The 15,911-nt window shown below is 52.1% G+C and carries 16 protein-coding genes; 8 read left to right on the forward strand and 8 right to left on the reverse strand.

Annotated features, from left to right (window positions below; all coding sequences use genetic code 11):
* Window positions 1–64: 64 nt before the first annotated feature.
* The 6 genes from AJE_RS09615 to AJE_RS09640 form a co-directional block, all read right to left on the reverse strand.
* On the reverse strand, window positions 65–1,315 hold the full coding sequence (locus AJE_RS09615; RefSeq protein WP_008950696.1) for a type II toxin-antitoxin system HipA family toxin: 1,251 nt from the start codon (window positions 1,313–1,315) through the stop codon (window positions 65–67).
* Window positions 1,312–1,617, reverse strand: coding sequence for a helix-turn-helix domain-containing protein (locus AJE_RS09620; RefSeq protein WP_008609726.1), 306 nt, complete (start codon window positions 1,615–1,617; stop codon window positions 1,312–1,314). The genes AJE_RS09615 and AJE_RS09620 overlap by 4 nt, the downstream gene beginning before the upstream one ends.
* 534 nt (window positions 1,618–2,151) lie before the next feature.
* Window positions 2,152–3,057: a LysR substrate-binding domain-containing protein gene (locus tag AJE_RS09625; RefSeq protein ID WP_008950697.1), complete on the reverse strand. Its 906-nt coding sequence runs from the start codon at window positions 3,055–3,057 to the stop codon at window positions 2,152–2,154.
* A 195-nt stretch (window positions 3,058–3,252) separates the two neighbouring features.
* On the reverse strand, window positions 3,253–3,795 hold the full coding sequence (locus AJE_RS09630; protein ID WP_008950698.1) for a 1,2-dihydroxy-3-keto-5-methylthiopentene dioxygenase: 543 nt from the start codon (window positions 3,793–3,795) through the stop codon (window positions 3,253–3,255).
* A 15-nt stretch (window positions 3,796–3,810) separates the two neighbouring features.
* Entirely contained in the window at window positions 3,811–4,488 is a 678-nt protein-coding gene (mtnC, locus tag AJE_RS09635) for an acireductone synthase (RefSeq protein WP_008950699.1), read from the reverse strand.
* Window positions 4,485–5,126, reverse strand: a complete 642-nt coding sequence (locus AJE_RS09640; protein WP_008950700.1) for a methylthioribulose 1-phosphate dehydratase — start codon at window positions 5,124–5,126, stop codon at window positions 4,485–4,487. The genes mtnC and AJE_RS09640 overlap by 4 nt, the downstream gene beginning before the upstream one ends.
* A 134-nt stretch (window positions 5,127–5,260) precedes the next feature.
* Between AJE_RS09640 and AJE_RS09645 the strand changes: the two genes are divergently transcribed.
* The 6 genes from AJE_RS09645 to AJE_RS09670 are packed head-to-tail and all read left to right on the forward strand — an operon-like array spanning window position 5,261 to window position 11,157.
* The gene (locus tag AJE_RS09645; protein WP_008950701.1) at window positions 5,261–6,439 is read left to right on the forward strand and encodes a methionine aminotransferase; all 1,179 of its coding nucleotides are present in this window, start codon (window positions 5,261–5,263) and stop codon (window positions 6,437–6,439) included.
* Complete coding sequence (locus AJE_RS09650) at window positions 6,427–7,218, forward strand: amidohydrolase (RefSeq protein WP_008950702.1); 792 nt, start codon at window positions 6,427–6,429, stop codon at window positions 7,216–7,218. Before AJE_RS09645 ends, AJE_RS09650 begins: the two co-directional genes overlap by 13 nt.
* Before the next feature lie 43 nt (window positions 7,219–7,261).
* A complete protein-coding gene (locus AJE_RS09655) occupies window positions 7,262–8,437 on the forward strand; it encodes an MFS transporter (protein WP_008609719.1) in 1,176 nt (391 codons plus the stop codon).
* 56 nt (window positions 8,438–8,493) lie between these two features.
* On the forward strand, window positions 8,494–8,925 hold the full coding sequence (locus tag AJE_RS09660) for a cytidine deaminase (RefSeq protein WP_008950703.1): 432 nt from the start codon (window positions 8,494–8,496) through the stop codon (window positions 8,923–8,925).
* Window positions 8,926–10,233, forward strand: coding sequence for a thymidine phosphorylase (gene deoA / locus AJE_RS09665; RefSeq protein ID WP_008950704.1), 1,308 nt, complete (start codon window positions 8,926–8,928; stop codon window positions 10,231–10,233).
* 57 nt (window positions 10,234–10,290) lie between these two features.
* Window positions 10,291–11,157, forward strand: a complete 867-nt coding sequence (locus tag AJE_RS09670) for a hypothetical protein (RefSeq protein WP_008950705.1) — start codon at window positions 10,291–10,293, stop codon at window positions 11,155–11,157.
* Window positions 11,158–11,184: 27 nt separating this feature from the next.
* Here the strand turns inward: AJE_RS09670 and rho are convergent, their stop codons facing one another.
* Both rho and trxA read right to left on the reverse strand, forming a co-directional pair.
* Window positions 11,185–12,450, reverse strand: coding sequence for a transcription termination factor Rho (gene rho, locus AJE_RS09675; protein WP_008950706.1), 1,266 nt, complete (start codon window positions 12,448–12,450; stop codon window positions 11,185–11,187).
* Window positions 12,451–12,646: 196 nt separating this feature from the next.
* Window positions 12,647–12,973 (reverse strand): thioredoxin TrxA, encoded by a 327-nt coding sequence (gene trxA / locus AJE_RS09680; protein ID WP_008950707.1) that lies wholly within the window; start codon window positions 12,971–12,973, stop codon window positions 12,647–12,649.
* Window positions 12,974–13,074: 101 nt separating this feature from the next.
* On the opposite strand from trxA, the gene rhlB reads away from it, so the two are divergent.
* Window positions 13,075–14,355 (forward strand): ATP-dependent RNA helicase RhlB, encoded by a 1,281-nt coding sequence (rhlB, locus tag AJE_RS09685; protein WP_008950708.1) that lies wholly within the window; start codon window positions 13,075–13,077, stop codon window positions 14,353–14,355.
* Window positions 14,324–15,868, forward strand: coding sequence for a guanosine-5'-triphosphate,3'-diphosphate diphosphatase (gene gppA, locus AJE_RS09690; RefSeq protein ID WP_008950709.1), 1,545 nt, complete (start codon window positions 14,324–14,326; stop codon window positions 15,866–15,868). Before rhlB ends, gppA begins: the two co-directional genes overlap by 32 nt.
* Window positions 15,869–15,911: the final 43 nt, after the last annotated feature.

Genomic DNA, 15,911 nt, shown 5'->3' on the forward strand with positions numbered 1-15,911 from the left:
ATAAGGCCGGTTTGCTGTGCTAGCAGGCAACGGTTATAGCTTTGGGGCCGCTCTGCATTTAATGTTAAAGATTAAATGCAGAGGCCTTTATTGCTTGCTCAGCCCGACTGATACCCAAACGCTTAGCAACGATTTTCCAATGCTTAACCGCAGCTAATACCTCATCGTAAATTTGCGTTGCTTGGTTTTGAGAAAGTCGAAAAAGCTCTTTTACTTCAAAGGCTAACTGATAATTTAAGGCATTATCGGTTTCAGTGATATTCAGATGAAGCCCGCTTTTGCCAACGATAGGGTTTAAGTCGTAAGCAGGTGACAACTTCCAGCCATTTTTTGTCAGTAAAAAGCCATGGTTACGCAGGTGATCATCAGTATTAGACACAGCAATATTAAAGATGATACGACGCCACAATTGCGCTAAATCCGCTTCTGTTTGTGCTCCCTGTGTGCAGAGGAACTCTGCAATTTCTAGGTAACTTGCTCCTTGAGATTGTTCACCATCGTAGTATTGGAGTTGAGTCATCGCAGATGAGAAATGCAGGCGTTGTTTACCTTGGCGGTCGAAGCGTTTGGTCAAAAAAGTGTGGTGGTGTGATGAAAATTTCCTGATCTCGCTTGGAAACATCTCAACGCCCGCTGCTATCGCTAACTCATAACAGAGCATTTCCCATGCCCCCACATCGTGTGTGTCATTTGAGTTGGGAAATTTCGCGATCCATAAATGATGATTATCATCGGTTACACACGCTTTAGGTCTGGCACCACCTAAAGATGAACCTGGCGCAATCAGCATTTTCAACCAGCGATAATAGTCATCCGTGTCTATGTTATCGTCTTTTTCAATCTGTAAAGCGGCGTACTCCAACTCACGCAGTGAAGCCATAGGCGGTGCTGCAAAATCTGCATTATTATCCAAGAATTCAATACTGCCAGTTCGTTTAAATCTGAGCCCTCCCATTCGGTAAGAGTCATGCACTCCAAGTAAATAATCCAATTCGTTTAATCGACTTGTTGTCCTTAAGCCTTTTCGAGCTTCAATAGCCGCGCGGCGCTGCATCAAAATGCGCCCCCAACGATCGGGGGATGAATCCAAAAATGCGCGGAAGTTTTTGTCAGCCTCGTCATTGTAGAGTTGGCCTGCATGTAGTATCAGCATCGGATCAATTTGCAAACGATAGGCTGACGTTAAAAATGCTTTCTCGTATGCAAAGCTAAATACACCGCCACGGTTTGAATCACTGTAGGCAAGTTGCCCAACTAACAGGGGCTCCTGAATTGGATACCAGTCAGCATATACTTCGACTATTTCACGGCTCATTTAGAACCTTCCAGTAATTTTAAGTTTTGCAGCTTGATACCCACTTCGTCGCGAGCCGCCATATCTTCAAAATTACTTTCCATGCCCAAAACGGCCATAACTTTCAAATAAGTACCAATAGCAACACCTGGGTCACCGGCAAAGACTTTATTCACGGTTTTGTGATCAAAGCCAGTCCGTTCGCACAACAGTTTTTTGGTAAAACCTCGACGTTTCATTGCTAACAGCAAGTCTTCACCAAAATGAGCCAGAATTTTTCGCTGTTTGGGAAACAGAATGTTATGTAAATCACGCTTAGCCATAGATTATCCTAATAGGACTATATTCCCATTACTCAGCCATTAATGGGAATATAGTCTAACTCTGGTGGCTTGGCAACGTTGACTCAGGGATTGTGGTACTATAATCCCACTTTTGTTATTTAAATGGCATTAATATCCTATTTTAGGAAACGCAGTTGGTTTAATTTAAATTTTTGATTTGTGCCAATATCGCTCAAGTTGCTCAAAGTCGGTTACTAGTGCATTTGTCGATGATGGTCCAGTGCTGAAAAAGACAAAGGCGCAGGGCAGTACGCCTTGCAACAATAAAGCCGGTTTCCGGTGCTAGCAGACAAAAAAAGGCCCGATTTATTCAATCGGGCTAAGACAAGGTAGACAGGTAAGGGTAGGTTACACCCTTCAACAACTTTAACCGCTGTATTCGAATCTCGAACACGGGTTAACTATAAGCCGTACCGACAGGCTGTACAAACGATAAAAAAACACCTGACAGGTTAAAAAAATTCATCTATGGCGGCGGAACTTTGCTTCAGTGAAAAGTGGCGGAAAATGCCGTTAACTCGCGGGTTGCAGCGCTACTTCCGGCGTATTAAAGCTTTGCAGTACCCAGTCTATTAACAGCTTAATTTCCGGCCGCTCCGGATCCTCATTATGCTGCACCAGATAGTAACGGTCGCGGCTTAGTAAATCCTGTTCAAACAGCTTGACCAGGGCGCCGCTGCTAAACCAGGCGTGGCTGATCGGCATCGGGATCAGCGCCACCCCCAGACCTTGCTGCGCCGCCCGGGCTACGCTAAACATACTGTCCAGTTGAATAATTTGTTTTGGTTGAAACTGATGATAACCGACCCGCTCTGCCCATTGGTGCCAGGCTGTGGGCCGCGCCTGATGCAGGATCAGCGGTGTTTTCTCCAGCACCCGGTAGCCTTTGCCATGCAGCTTTTGAAACAAACTGGGGTTACAGGCCGGGATATAGCTAATGGGGAACAGATCGTAAGACAGCACATCCTGCGGCTTTTTGCCGGATAGCACCACCGACACATCGGTATATTTCGGGGTCTCACGGCGCGATTTCACCGTTTCCAGCGTCAGGTTAATATTCGGATATTGTTCCGACCAGCCGCGCAAGCGCGGGACAAAGAGCTCACTGGCAAAGAACTCCGGCATCGAGATACTGACTTCTTGGGTGCGTTCTACCTGGCTAAACTGGTTAATGGTGTGGCTAAGTTGCTCCAGCAGCGGCTTAATGGCGTGATAAAACTGTTTACCGCTTTCGGTTAATTCAATGGCGCGGGTTTTGCGCTCAAATAAACTCAGGTTCAGGTTATCTTCCAGCTGTTTGATTTGATGGCTTACCGCAGATGGCGTCAGGTACAGCTGTTTCGCCGTTTCTTTAAAGCTAAGGCATTCTGCGGCAACGCAGAAACAGCGCAAGCCTCGCAGCGGTGTTTGCAAAGACATATCAACTTACCCGGGTATCAGCATCAACGCGAAGTATAGGAAACTAGTATGACAAAATTACTGCAAGAGCTAAACCATAATTAAAAGTGATTTACTTTCAGTTGGTTAAGCTAACTTATCTAGCCCTTTTATCAGTGTTGCACCATTTTGCAGCATCTTACTGCGGCAAAATGGTGTCTGGTAGCGGCTTGTCGCCTAATCTAACAGCGGAAATTGTCGGGCCAGAGTGGTGCCAGTAAAGTGCGCCACCCAACCCGCTGGGTTATTAAACAGCCGGATAGCGGTAAAATCCGGGGCGCTGCCCATATCAAACCAATGCGGGGTATTGGCCGGCACACTGATCAGATCATTCTGCTGGCACAACACCTGATAGACCTGCTCACCTAAATGCAGGCAGAACAAGCCCTGACCACGGACAAAAAACCGCACTTCATCTTCGCTATGGATATGCTCATCCAGAAACTTCTGCCGTAGCGCGTCCTTATCCGGATGTGCCGGGTGCAGCGAAATCACGTCCACGGTCTGATAACCTTGCTCTGCTTTTAGTCGGCTGATATCGGCGGCATAGGCTGAGAGCACCTGTTCGCTACTGCTGCTGGCGCTGACTGGTGCTGCGGCTTGCCATTGTTCAAAGCGAATGCCCTGTTGCTGCAATTTCGCGGCGATCTCAGCGGCGTCGCTACTGCTAAATCGCGCTTGCTGGGGCTGGCTCAGGTCGAAGATTTGTAAACGGCTCATCTAACTTTCCACCTCTTATTGCACCTCAATCTGATAAAAATTTTCGGCCCGCTGGTGCTGGCTGGGCGCTTGCTGCTCCCGGATCAGTTGCACTGTGGCAATGCCAAGCTTGGCGGCGGCGTCGAGCTCGGCCGGGACATCGGATAAAAACAGCACCTGATTGGGCGGCAGCTGCAAATGCTGCAGGATAGCCGCATAGCTGGCGATCTCCTGCTTAGCGCCGATGCGGGTATCAAAGTAGCCGCTGAACAGCGGCCGCAGATCACCGGCTTCGCTGTACTGGAACAGCAGCTGTTGCGCCTGCACTGAGCCGGAGCTGTATACATAAAGTTGGATGCCCTGCTGTTGCCAGTGGCGCAGTTGCGCGGCGGCATCCGGATAAATATGGCCCTGAAAATGGCCTTGCTGATAACCATGCTGCCAAACCATGCCTTGCAGAGTTTTTAGCGGTGTCAGTTTTTTATCGGCAGCGATCCAGTCCAGCAGGGCGGCAATACAGTCGTCGGTGCTGGCGGCCGGCTGGCCCAGCAGGCGCCGGATGGCATCCAGTTCTGCTGCCACGGCCGGCTGGTGTTGCTCACGCTGAATAAAGGTCGGTAAATGCGCTTTGGCGTACGGAAACAAGATGTCAGTGACAAAGCTGATGCGGCTGGTGGTGCCTTCAATATCGGTAATAATGGCGCGGTAGTTCACGGTAAGCCTGTTAATTTAATACGTTCCAGTTCGCAGTGTATAAGAAATTCCCAACCCTCCAAATGCCTTTTTGCCTGCTCCAGGCTATGGCCCCAGGCATAAAGACCATGGCCGCGTACCAGCAGTGCAAACGGCAAGGGTTTTTGCTGCCAGCGTTGGCGCAGCTGTTTCGCCAGGGCCGGGATATCCTGCGTATTATCAAATACCGCCAGTGGCAATAACTGCTCATGGCTTTTAATGCCAGTGATGGCTTTTTGCATCTCGTAGCCGCTAAACAGATAGCTGTCGGCCAGCGCCAGACGCGAAAATACGGTGGCATGTACTGAGTGGGTATGCAGCACCGCTTTAATGGCCGGATCCAGCCGGTACAATTCGGCGTGCAAGGCGGTTTCTGCTGACGGAGTACCGTGCGGGCTGGATAGTTGTTCATCCTGCCAGCTTACCGGTAGCAGATCTTGTGGGCTGAGTTCGCCTTTATCTTTGCCGGAGGCGGTGACCAGGGCGCTGTTTTCGCCCTGACGAATGGAGAAGTTACCGCCGGTGGCGGGCACCCAATGCCGGCTGGCGATCCAGCGGCCAAGGCTGCAGAGCGCAATGGCGTTCGGGTTAAGCTGATGCACATGGGCTGTATTATTCATGCTACTGACCTGGTTATTCGCTGCGATTCGTCGCTATTTATTGCCTGACGCGGTTAAATATTTTAACCATTAAGGCGTTTATACGCTTGAGCGTTTAGATGTCTACACTTGAAACCTGCCAAATGATAGCATTGATGCCGGTTTTCGCAACTTTTTCAGCCCTTATGTCGATAGTTTCCAAGTTACCCGCGGTGGGCACCACCATCTTCAGTCAGATGTCGCAGTTAGCGGCAGAGCAGCAAGCCATTAATTTATCGCAGGGTTTTCCCGATTTTGCTGCCGATAGCCAGCTTTTGGCCGCGCTGGCCAGGCACAGTAGCGCTGGCTTAAACCAATATGCGCCGATGCCGGGTGTTCCTTTGTTACTGCAGCAAATTGCCGCCCTGACCGCACGCTGTTATGGCCGAACTCTGGATGAGAGCCGTGAGATCACCGTCACCAGCGGCGCCACTGAGGCCTTATTTGTCGCGATCCAGATGCTGGTGCAGCCGGGTGACGAGGTACTCCTGTTTGACCCGGCATACGACAGCTATAGCCCGGCTATTCAGTTGGCCGGTGGTGTACCGGTGCATCTGCGTTTAGAGGCGCCGGATTATCGGGTTGACTGGCAGCAGGTAGCGACACGGCTCACGCCGCGTACTAAGTTGATTATCGTCAATAGCCCGCATAATCCAACCGGAATGGTATTTAGCCATGCAGACTGGCTGGCCTTGCAGCACTTGGTTACCCAGCATGGCCTGTATTGTCTTAGCGACGAAGTTTACGAGCATATGGTGTACGATGCGGCACCGCGGCTGAGCGCGAATTGTTTTGCGGAATTGGCGGCACGCTCGGTTATCGTGTCATCCTTTGGTAAAACCTTTCATGTCACCGGCTGGAAACTGGGTTATGCCGTGGCGCCAGCCGCGCTGATGACAGAGTTTCGAAAAATTCATCAGTATGTCACCTTCTCCAGTTTTACGCCGGCGCAATATGCGATCGCCGAGATGCTGCGCGAACAGCCGCAGCAGGTGACCGAGTTGGCTGGGTTTTACCAGCACAAGCGCGATCAGTTCCGCCAGGCTTTAAGCGGTAGTCGGTTCAGCTTGTTACCTTGTCAGGGTACTTATTTTCAGCTGCTGGACTATAGCGCCATTGCGCCAGAGCTGGATGACCTGAGTTTTTGCCGTTATCTGACCATCGAGCATAAAGTGGCGGCGATCCCGTTGTCGGTATTTTATCAGCATGGGTCCAGTGCACGGATAATCCGGCTGTGTTTTGCCAAGCAGGATACCACCCTGGCTCAGGCCGCGGAGGTGTTATGCCGGCTGTGATGGCACCTAAGCTAAGGGTGGCGATGCTGCAAACCGAACTGGTATGGCAGGATACTGCGGCTAACCTGCAGGCGCTGTCACGGCAACTGGCCGCCGCCCCGGCCGCAGACTTGCTGGTATTGCCGGAAATGTTTGCCAGTGGTTTTAGTATGGACAGTGCCCGTATCGCCGAGCATGAGCCCGGGCCGGCACTAAGCTGGCTTAAGCAGCAGGCTGCGCACTATCAAGGCGCCATTGCCGGTTCGCTGGCGGTTCGCACAGCTGACGGTCACTATGTGAACCGGCTGTATTTTGTCACCCCGGATGGTGCGGTACAGTCCTATGATAAACGCCATTTATTCCGCATGGCCGGTGAGCATCAGGCTTATGCGGCCGGACAGCAGCGGGTTATTGTTAACTGGCAAGGCTGGCGCATCTTGCTGCAGGTCTGTTATGACCTGCGCTTTCCGGTTTTTAGCCGCAACCTGGGCGATTACGATGCGATAATTTATGTCGCAAACTGGCCGGCGCCGCGTAGCCGTGCCTGGTGGTTATTATTGCAGGCCAGGGCGATTGAAAATCAGGCCTATGTGTTTGGTTGCAACCGGGTGGGGCAGGATGCTAATGGTCTTAATTACCGCGGCGATAGCCTGATTGCCGATTATCTGGGCCAGCCGCTGGCTGAGCTGGCGCCTGAGCAGAGCGGTATCCTTTATGCTGAGGCCGATCTGGCGGCGTTACAGCAGTTCCGGCAGCAGTTTCCGGCGCAGCTGGATGCCGATGCTTTCGAATTACGTTAGTGCCACACCGCAGCGGCGGTAAGCTGGCACAGGGAGTTTAGCAATGTCGCGTGCTGCACCGACTGCCGTGATCTTTAGCGGTTTCTTTATCCTCGGTAACCTGATTATTCTGTGGGGCTTGCTGCTGCCTGATTTGGCGGCAGAGCTGGCGCTATCGAAAAGCCTTAGTGGTCTGTTCTTTAGTCTGATGTCGGTTGGCACCATACTCGGTGCCGTGCTGGGCGGTAAGTATGCGCAGAAGTTTCAGTTTTTAAAGCTGTTCGCGGCACTGGCGCTGTTATCCGCCTGTTGGTTACTACTGATCTCGCTGGTTAACGACTGGCGCTATTTACTGCTGCTGATCACTCTGATCGGCATGACCTATTCCATTATGTTTACCATTGGCCATACGCTGATCGCCCGCTTATTTGCTAACCGCAGGGCGGCGATGATGGGACTGATGGACTTTATGTTTAGTCTTGGCACCCTTACCGCGCCCCTGTGGGTGGTACTGCTGTTCCGCTACCTGGATGACTGGCGCTGGCCGCTACGGATCCTTGCTTTTGGCCTGCTTGTTATTGCCTGTTACAGCTACTGGGCGGCTTCAAGGTTACCGGCTTTGGCGCAGCCGGCGCGTAGCGGCGCCAGAAGTTTGTCTTACACGGCATTATTACGCCAGCCACTGTTTTTACTGCTACTGCTGGTGATGATTGGATATGGCGCGGCGGAGTGGGGCCAGGGTAACTGGTTTGTCAGCTATGCGGTAACCGGCCTCGGTTTACAGGCAGAGCAAAGCCGGTTACTGCTGGCCTGGTTTACTGGCGGTATGGTGCTGAGCCGGCTGGGCTTTGCGCTGCTGCTGCGCTGGCTAACGGCAAGCCAGTTGTTACTGCTATTAGGTATCCTGACCGTCAGTGGTGCTTTGTTGGTAAAGCTGGGAGCGACCGTTGCGCTGCTCGGGGTAGGAAATTTATTGCTGGGTCTGGGGATTGGTGCCATTTTCCCGTTGATGCTGGCTACGGTGATGGATCTGGATAGTGACAATGGCCCGGTACTGTCCGGTATTGCCAGCATTGGCAGTGCGGTTGGTTTCCAGTTTGCCGGACTACTAACCGGGCTTTGGGCCGAGCAAGCCGGCATCGTTAATGCGTTCTGGCTGGTGCCACTGGCCAGTTTCTGGTTATTGCTGACCCTGCTCGTGTTTTGTCGACTGCTGGCGGCACGCGTAAGCAGGGCTTGACCGGCGACGGATTCGCGGCAACACTATATGCCCATTGGTTAACCGGGTTTCAAATAGTGAAACAACTCGATTGGGCAGCCCTGCAACAGGCTGCCAAAGATGCCGCCGCGCAGGCTTATGCGCCCTATAGTCAGTTTCCGGTTGGTGTGGCAGTACTGGCTGAAAATGGTCAGATCTTCACCGGCTGTAATGTTGAAAACGCTTCCTACGGCGGTACGGTTTGCGCCGAGCGTAATGCCATCGCCGCCGCCGTGGTGGCCGGCCAACGTCGCTTTCAGGCGTTAATGGTATATACCCCGCAAACGAAACTTACACCGCCCTGCGGTATTTGCCGGCAGGTGATCGCCGAATTCTTTTTACCAGACAGTCCGATCGCCAGTTGTAATCATTTAGGCCAGCAACAGAGCTGGAGTTTGCAGCAATTATTGCCGGATGCGTTTACGCCAACCTATCTGGCAGCCAGCACAAAAATTGAAAAGGATGTATAAATGGCCATTCCACAGGAAATTATTAAACGTAAGCGCAATGGTGGCGTGTTAAACGAAGCCGAGATCCGGCAGTTTGTGCAGGGGCTGACCGACGACAGCTTTAGCGATAGCCAGGCTGCGGCGCTGGCAATGGCGATTTATTTAAATGGCATGACGGTACCGGAAACGGTGGCGTTGACGCTGGCCATGCGCGACTCCGGTACTGTATTACAATGGCCGGGCCTGAATGGTCCGGTGGTGGATAAACACAGTACTGGCGGCGTCGGTGACAAGGTGACCCTGATGCTGGCGCCGATGGTTGCGGCCTGTGGCGCCTTTATGCCCAGTATTGCCGGGCGCGGCCTGGGGCACACCGGTGGTACCGTCGATAAACTGGAAGCCATACCGGGCTATAGCTGTACGCAACCCCTGACGAAAATTCGCCAGCTGTTACCTGAGCTGGGCTGTGTCATTGTCGGCCAGAGCAGTGAACTGGCGCCGGCCGATCGCCGGCTCTATGGGATTCGTGATGTGACGGCGACAGTAGAGTCTATTCCGTTGATTACGGCCTCGATTTTATCGAAAAAACTGTCCGAGGGGCTGGATGCACTGGTGATGGATGTCAAAGTCGGTAACGGTGCCATTATGGCCACGGCAGAGGATGCCAGTGCCTTAGCCCACAGTATTGTTAACACGGCGACTGGCGCCGGTGTCGCCACCCGGGCGCTGATTACTGATATGAATCAGATCCTCGGTACCACCGCCGGTAATGCGCTGGAAGTGGTGGAAACACTGGATTATCTGACCGGCAAATACCGCGAACCACGGTTACACCAGCTGACGCTGGAGCTGGGTGCCAATATGTTGCTACTCGGTAAACGCTATCAGGATAAGGCCGCCGCCATCGCTGCGCTGGAATATAGTCTGAGCAGTGGTAAAGCCGCTGAAATCTTTGCCAAAATGGTCAGTGCCTTGGGTGGGCCGGCAGATTTACTAGAGCGGCCGGATAACTATCTGGCGCAGGCGCCGGTGGTTGTTCCGGTACTGGCTCCACAAACGGGTAAACTGGTCTATACTGATACCGTTGGCTTGGGGATGGCGGTGGTACGTTTGGGCGGCGGTCGCTCACACCCGGCACAACAAATTGATCCAGCAGTGGGTTTTAGCAACATTGTTGCCGCGGGCACTGAGGTTAGCGCCGGCGAGCCGATTGCGATGGTGCATGCAGCGACTAGCGAGGCTGCCGCTGTAGCACAAGCGGAATATCTGGCGGCCTGTCAGTTTGGTGCCGCTGTCAGTTACCCATTATTGCATCAGGTTATCGGCTAACCGAAAGGCTGCAGAATTTCTGCAGCATCCGCCCTGATAACACAAGAGGGAATTTTAGTGTTAAGTAGTGCGTTTTATCTGGTGGCGACCTCAATATTGCCCGCAGCTGCTGCGGCGGGCAATCCTACTGTGGTCTGGTTACAAACAGATTGGGCACCGCACCAGATCCTGAAAGGGCCACATCTGGGTGAGGGTACCTTTGACCTGATACTTAAGCAGTTAGTGGCGTTACTGCCGCAGTATCAGCATCAAAGCCGCTTAATCAGTCTGGGGCGAATTGAGCCGCATTTTCAGCGCAGCGATGAAATTATCTGTATCGCGGGCTCGTTGTATACCGAGGAGCGGGCCAGTACCCGTTATTACTCTTTGCCGGTGGCGATCGGCCCGGGCTTCGCGGTAAATTATGTTAGTACTAGCATGGTCGCCGACTATGTTGAAAGCGATCTGACGTTGGATATTAATAAGCTGGTACAGCATCCGGAGCTGATTGGCGCCTATCAACCCAACAGGTATTATCCCGAGGTGATGCTACAGGCGATAGGCCAGCAAGGCAGCAATCTGCTGGCGACAGAGTTTACCAGTGAACTAAATGCGGCAGCGCTGCTGCATTCCCGACGCATCGATTATGTCATTGAATATCCTGAGCGGATGCAGTTTTATCAGCGTAACCTGGCTTATACCAGCGATATTGCTAGTGCCGCCTTGCTCGGCGCCTCGCCTTACTCGGTGTCCTATATCACTTGCAATAAGCATCCGCTGAGTCAGCAGCTGATCACCGAGATCAATCAGGTATTGCCGGTATTGTGGCAGGCTGATGATTTTCAGGAGTTGCTGTTTTACTGGCTGGATCAGAACGCCAGACAAATTTTGCTGCCGAAATTTCTGCAGTTGAAGCAGCAAATGGCAGAAAAAAACCGGCCATAAAGCCGGTTTTGTTTGCTGCAGACAGAATTAAGATTTCTGCCGCTTCATCGCTTCGAAAAACTCATCGTTGGTTTTGGTCATCGACAGCTTATCGATCAGGAACTCCATGCAATCTGTCTCATCCATTGGATTGAGGATCTTGCGTAAAATCCACATTTTTTGCAGCTCTTCCGGTGACGCCAATAACTCTTCGCGGCGGGTACCAGAGCGGTTAAAGTCGATAGCAGGGAATACCCGGCGCTCAGCAATTTTGCGCGACAGGTGTAATTCCATATTACCGGTACCTTTAAACTCTTCGTAGATAACCTCATCCATTTTCGAGCCGGTATCAACCAGTGCCGTCGCGATAATGGTCAGGCTGCCACCTTCTTCCACATTACGGGCGGCACCGAAGAAGCGTTTTGGTTTATGCAGGGCGTTGGCATCAACACCACCGGTTAATACTTTGCCGGAGCTTGGGATCACGGTGTTGTAAGCACGGGCTAAACGGGTAATTGAGTCGAGCAGGATAATCACATCTTTTTTGTGTTCGACCAAGCGCTTGGCTTTCTCAATCACCATCTCCGCAACCTGGACGTGGCGGCTGGCTGGTTCATCGAAAGTCGAGGCCACCACTTCACCTTTTACCAGGCGTTGCATCTCGGTGACTTCTTCCGGACGCTCATCGATCAGTAAGACCATCAGCACACACTCAGGGTGGTTGGCGGCAATCGACTGTGCAATATTCTGTAATAAGATGGTTTTACCGGCTTTCGGCGGGGCTACAATAAGACCGCGTTGACCGCGGCCAATCGGCGCTGCCAGATCTAATACCCGGGCCGTGATATCTTCACGGCTGCCATTACCCCGCTCCATCCGCAGGCGTGAATTGGCATGCAGCGGCGTTAAGTTTTCAAACAGGATCTTATTGCGGGCTTGTTCTGGTTTACCGAAGTTCACTTCGCTGACTTTTAACAGCGCGAAATAACGCTCACCTTCTTTTGGTGGCCGGATCAAACCTGAAATACTGTCACCGGTACGCAGGTTAAAACGGCGGATCTGACTCGGCGAGACATAGATATCATCCGGGCCGGCCAGATAAGAGCTGTCAGAGGAGCGCAGAAAACCGAAGCCGTCCTGTAGAATTTCCAGTACGCCATCACCGTAAATTTCTTCACCGTTTTTGGCATGGGCTTTCAGGATGGCGAAAATGATGTCTTGCTTGCGCAGACGGGCCATATTTTCCTGGCCCATAGACTCAGCCAGCTCAACCAGTTCGCTAATTGGCTTCAGTTTCAGTTCTGTTAAATGCATATTTGATGGGTTCTTGTTGGTAAAAACAGAGTAAAAGCTTATCGGTTCGATAAAAATAAGGGATTGAAGTTGGTTTTTTCGACAGACAAGCGTGGTTCAGGACTTTTGCTATTGCACACAATAGCAGCTGATAATGACTGCGTCCAGCAGACAATTTAAAAAGGCGTATAAAAATACGCCTTTTTTCGTACTGTGCTTAGATATTGCTATCCAGGAACTGCTTTAACTGGGTTTTTGACAGCGCACCGACCTTGGTTGCTGCAACCTGACCGTTTTTGAATAACAGTAGGGTTGGAATACCACGAATACCAAACTTAGGTGGTGTGTTTGGATTCTGGTCGATATTGACCTTAGCAACAGTCACTTTACCGGCGTATTCAGCTGCGACATCATCCAGGATTGGCGCGATCATTTTACAAGGCCCACACCACTCTGCCCAGAAGTCTACCAGTACCGGCGCTTCTGCTTTTAACACGTCAGTTTCGAAACTGTCGTCAGAAACCTGTAAAATATGTTCGCTCATCTATTTCTCCGTTCAGGCTGTGCAGTTACACTGCAAATATCTATTATCAATTTAATCGCGGCTGTTTCTTATTGCAAGCGTAACAGTTATGCTAGGCAGGTATGAATAAAACACACTTAACATCGCATAAATTCGCCGATTTCGCATTGGCACCCCAGGTTCTTGACGCTTTGAATGCGCAAGGTTTCGGTTATTGTACGCCAATTCAGGCCCAATGTTTACCCCTGGCGTTAGCTGGCAAAGATATTGCCGGTCAAGCGCAAACAGGTACGGGTAAAACCCTGGCTTTCTTGACGGCGACCTTTCACCATCTGCTGACCCATGCGCCAAAAGGCTCAGGCCAACCGCGGGCTATTATTATGGCTCCTACGCGCGAACTGGCCGTTCAGATCCATAATGATGCCGTAATGCTGGCGCAAAAAGCCAACCTGCGGCTTGGTCTGATCTATGGGGGCGAGGGCTATGATTCTCAACGCCAGGCGCTGGAGCAGGGTGTAGATATTTTAATTGGTACCACCGGCCGGCTGATCGATTACCTGAAACAAGGTTTGTACGACCTGTCACAAATTCAGGTCGTGGTGCTGGATGAAGCAGATCGGATGTTTGATCTTGGCTTTATCAAAGATATCCGCTTTATGTTTAACCGGATGCCGCCGGCGACTGAACGCTTAAGTCTATTATTCTCTGCCACCCTGTCATATAAAGTGCAGGAACTGGCGTTTGAGAAGATGAATCAGCCGGTACATATCCATATCGCGCCGGAAGAAATGACTGGTAGCCGGATCAGTGAAGAACTGTTCTATCCGGCGCATGAACATAAGATGCCGCTGTTGCTAACGCTGTTGGAAGAGGAATGGCCGGATAAAGCCATTGTGTTTGCCAATACCAAGCATGCCTGTGAAGATGTCTATCATTGGTTAGACGCCGATGGTCACCGGGTTGGCTTATTGACCGGTGACGTGATCCAGAAAAAGCGGCTGAAAATCCTCGATGATTTTACTACCGGCAAACTGGATATCCTGGTGGCGACCGATGTTGCCGCCCGTGGTTTACATATCCCGAAAGTCAGCCATGTTTTTAACTACGATTTGCCGGATGACTGCGAAGACTACGTACATCGCATTGGCCGCACCGGTCGCGCTGGCGAGAGTGGTAAAGCGATCAGTTTTGCCTGCGAACGTTATGCGTTAAATCTGACGGCGATTGAAGACTATATCAAGCATCCGATCCCGGTTACCCAGTACGACGTGGATGCCTTGCTGACCGATCTTACCCCGCCAAAACCGCGGGTCAGACGCCGCCCGGGCCAGGCCCGCAGTGGTGGTCGCAGCCATAGTGGACGCAGTAGCCATGGCGCCAGAGCCCCGCGTAATCGCCCCTGATCTCACCGCAGCCAAAGTGGCTACGCCTTCACCGCATAGTGATATCTATGCGGTGATCGATCTTGGCTCCAACAGCTTTCATATGCTGATGGTCAAGGTGGTCGGCGGCTCGGTGCAAGTGATTGGCCGGGTCAAACGCAAGGTCAGGCTGGCGGCCGGTTTAAACGACAGCTTGGTGCTCAGTCATAAAGCAATGAAACGTGGCTGGGAGTGCCTGGCCCTTTTCGCCGAGCGCCTGCAGGACATCCCCAGTCAGAATATCCGTATCGTTGGCACCGCGACTTTGCGCCTGGCGCGCAATGTCAGCAGCTTTTTAACCGAGGCCGAAGCCATTTTAGGGCAAAAAGTCGAGGTGATTAGCGGCGAGGACGAAGCCCGCATCATTTATCTGGGCGTGGCCCATACCTCCAACAGCGACAGCAGTCGCCTGGTGATTGATATTGGTGGCGCCAGTACCGAGGTGGTGATTGGTCAGGGCTTTAGCCCGAAACAGCTGGCCAGTTTAAATATGGGCTGTGTCACCTACCTGGAACGCTATTTCAGCGATCAGCAACTGAGCGAAGAGAACTTTTTGGCGGCGATAGCTGCGGCTGAGCAACAAATTCAGCCTATTGTCAGCGAGTTCCGGCAGGCAGGCTGGCAGCTGGCAGTGGGCGCATCGGGCACAGTGCAGGCGGTACAGGAAATGCTGGTGGCTCAGGGTAAAGACGAAGTGATTACCCTGCAAAAGCTGGATGATATCTTGCAGCAGGTGATGGCCTGTGGCCAGTTGCCGCAGCTAAACCTGGTTGGACTGGCGCAGGAACGCAAGCAGGTATTTCCATCCGGCTTAGCCATTCTGATTGCCCTGTTCCGGCAGCTGGATATTCAGGGCATGACATTGTCTGGCGGAGCGCTGCGTGAGGGTATATTGTACAGTATGCTGCCACAACTGCAGGATGCCAATGTCCGGCACCGTACCGTAAACAGTCTGATGGTCCGCTATTTTATTGACCAGCAGCATGCGCAGCGGGTAGCTGAGATGGCACTGGAACTGGCGGCGCAATTACAAAGTCGCTGGGATCTGCAGAAGTTTGAAGGCCTGAGCATGCTGCGGTGCAGTGCCTTGTTGCATGAACTTGGCCTGTTAATCGAATACAAAAACCACCACCATCATGGTGCCTATATTATCAGCCACTCCGACTTACCCGGCTTTACCCGCGCACAGCAGCAGTTGTTAATGGCTCTGGTACATAATCATCGCGCCGAAATCATGCCTGAAGTACTGGCCCGGCAAACGATGACATCAGTGGTGCTGGCGGTGCGTCTGACCCGTATCCTGCGCCTGGCGGTGATATTGTCGATGCGACGCCGACATGAGGCCCTGCCTCAGGTCTCGATCAGCGCTAAGGCAGAAAGCCTGGAACTGGTGTTACCGAACGGTTGGCTGGAACAACACCCTTTGATGCGTGCCGAGCTGGAACAGGAAATCCAGTACCAGCAACAAGCGGGTTGGCAGCTGAGTATCAATTAAGCGGGCTTTGCCGGGCGCCTGCTGCGTGGCAGAGGCGCCGCCG

The organism is Alishewanella jeotgali KCTC 22429, from assembly GCF_000245735.1.
In the GTDB taxonomy this organism is placed as follows: Bacteria; Pseudomonadota; Gammaproteobacteria; order Enterobacterales; family Alteromonadaceae; genus Alishewanella; species Alishewanella jeotgali.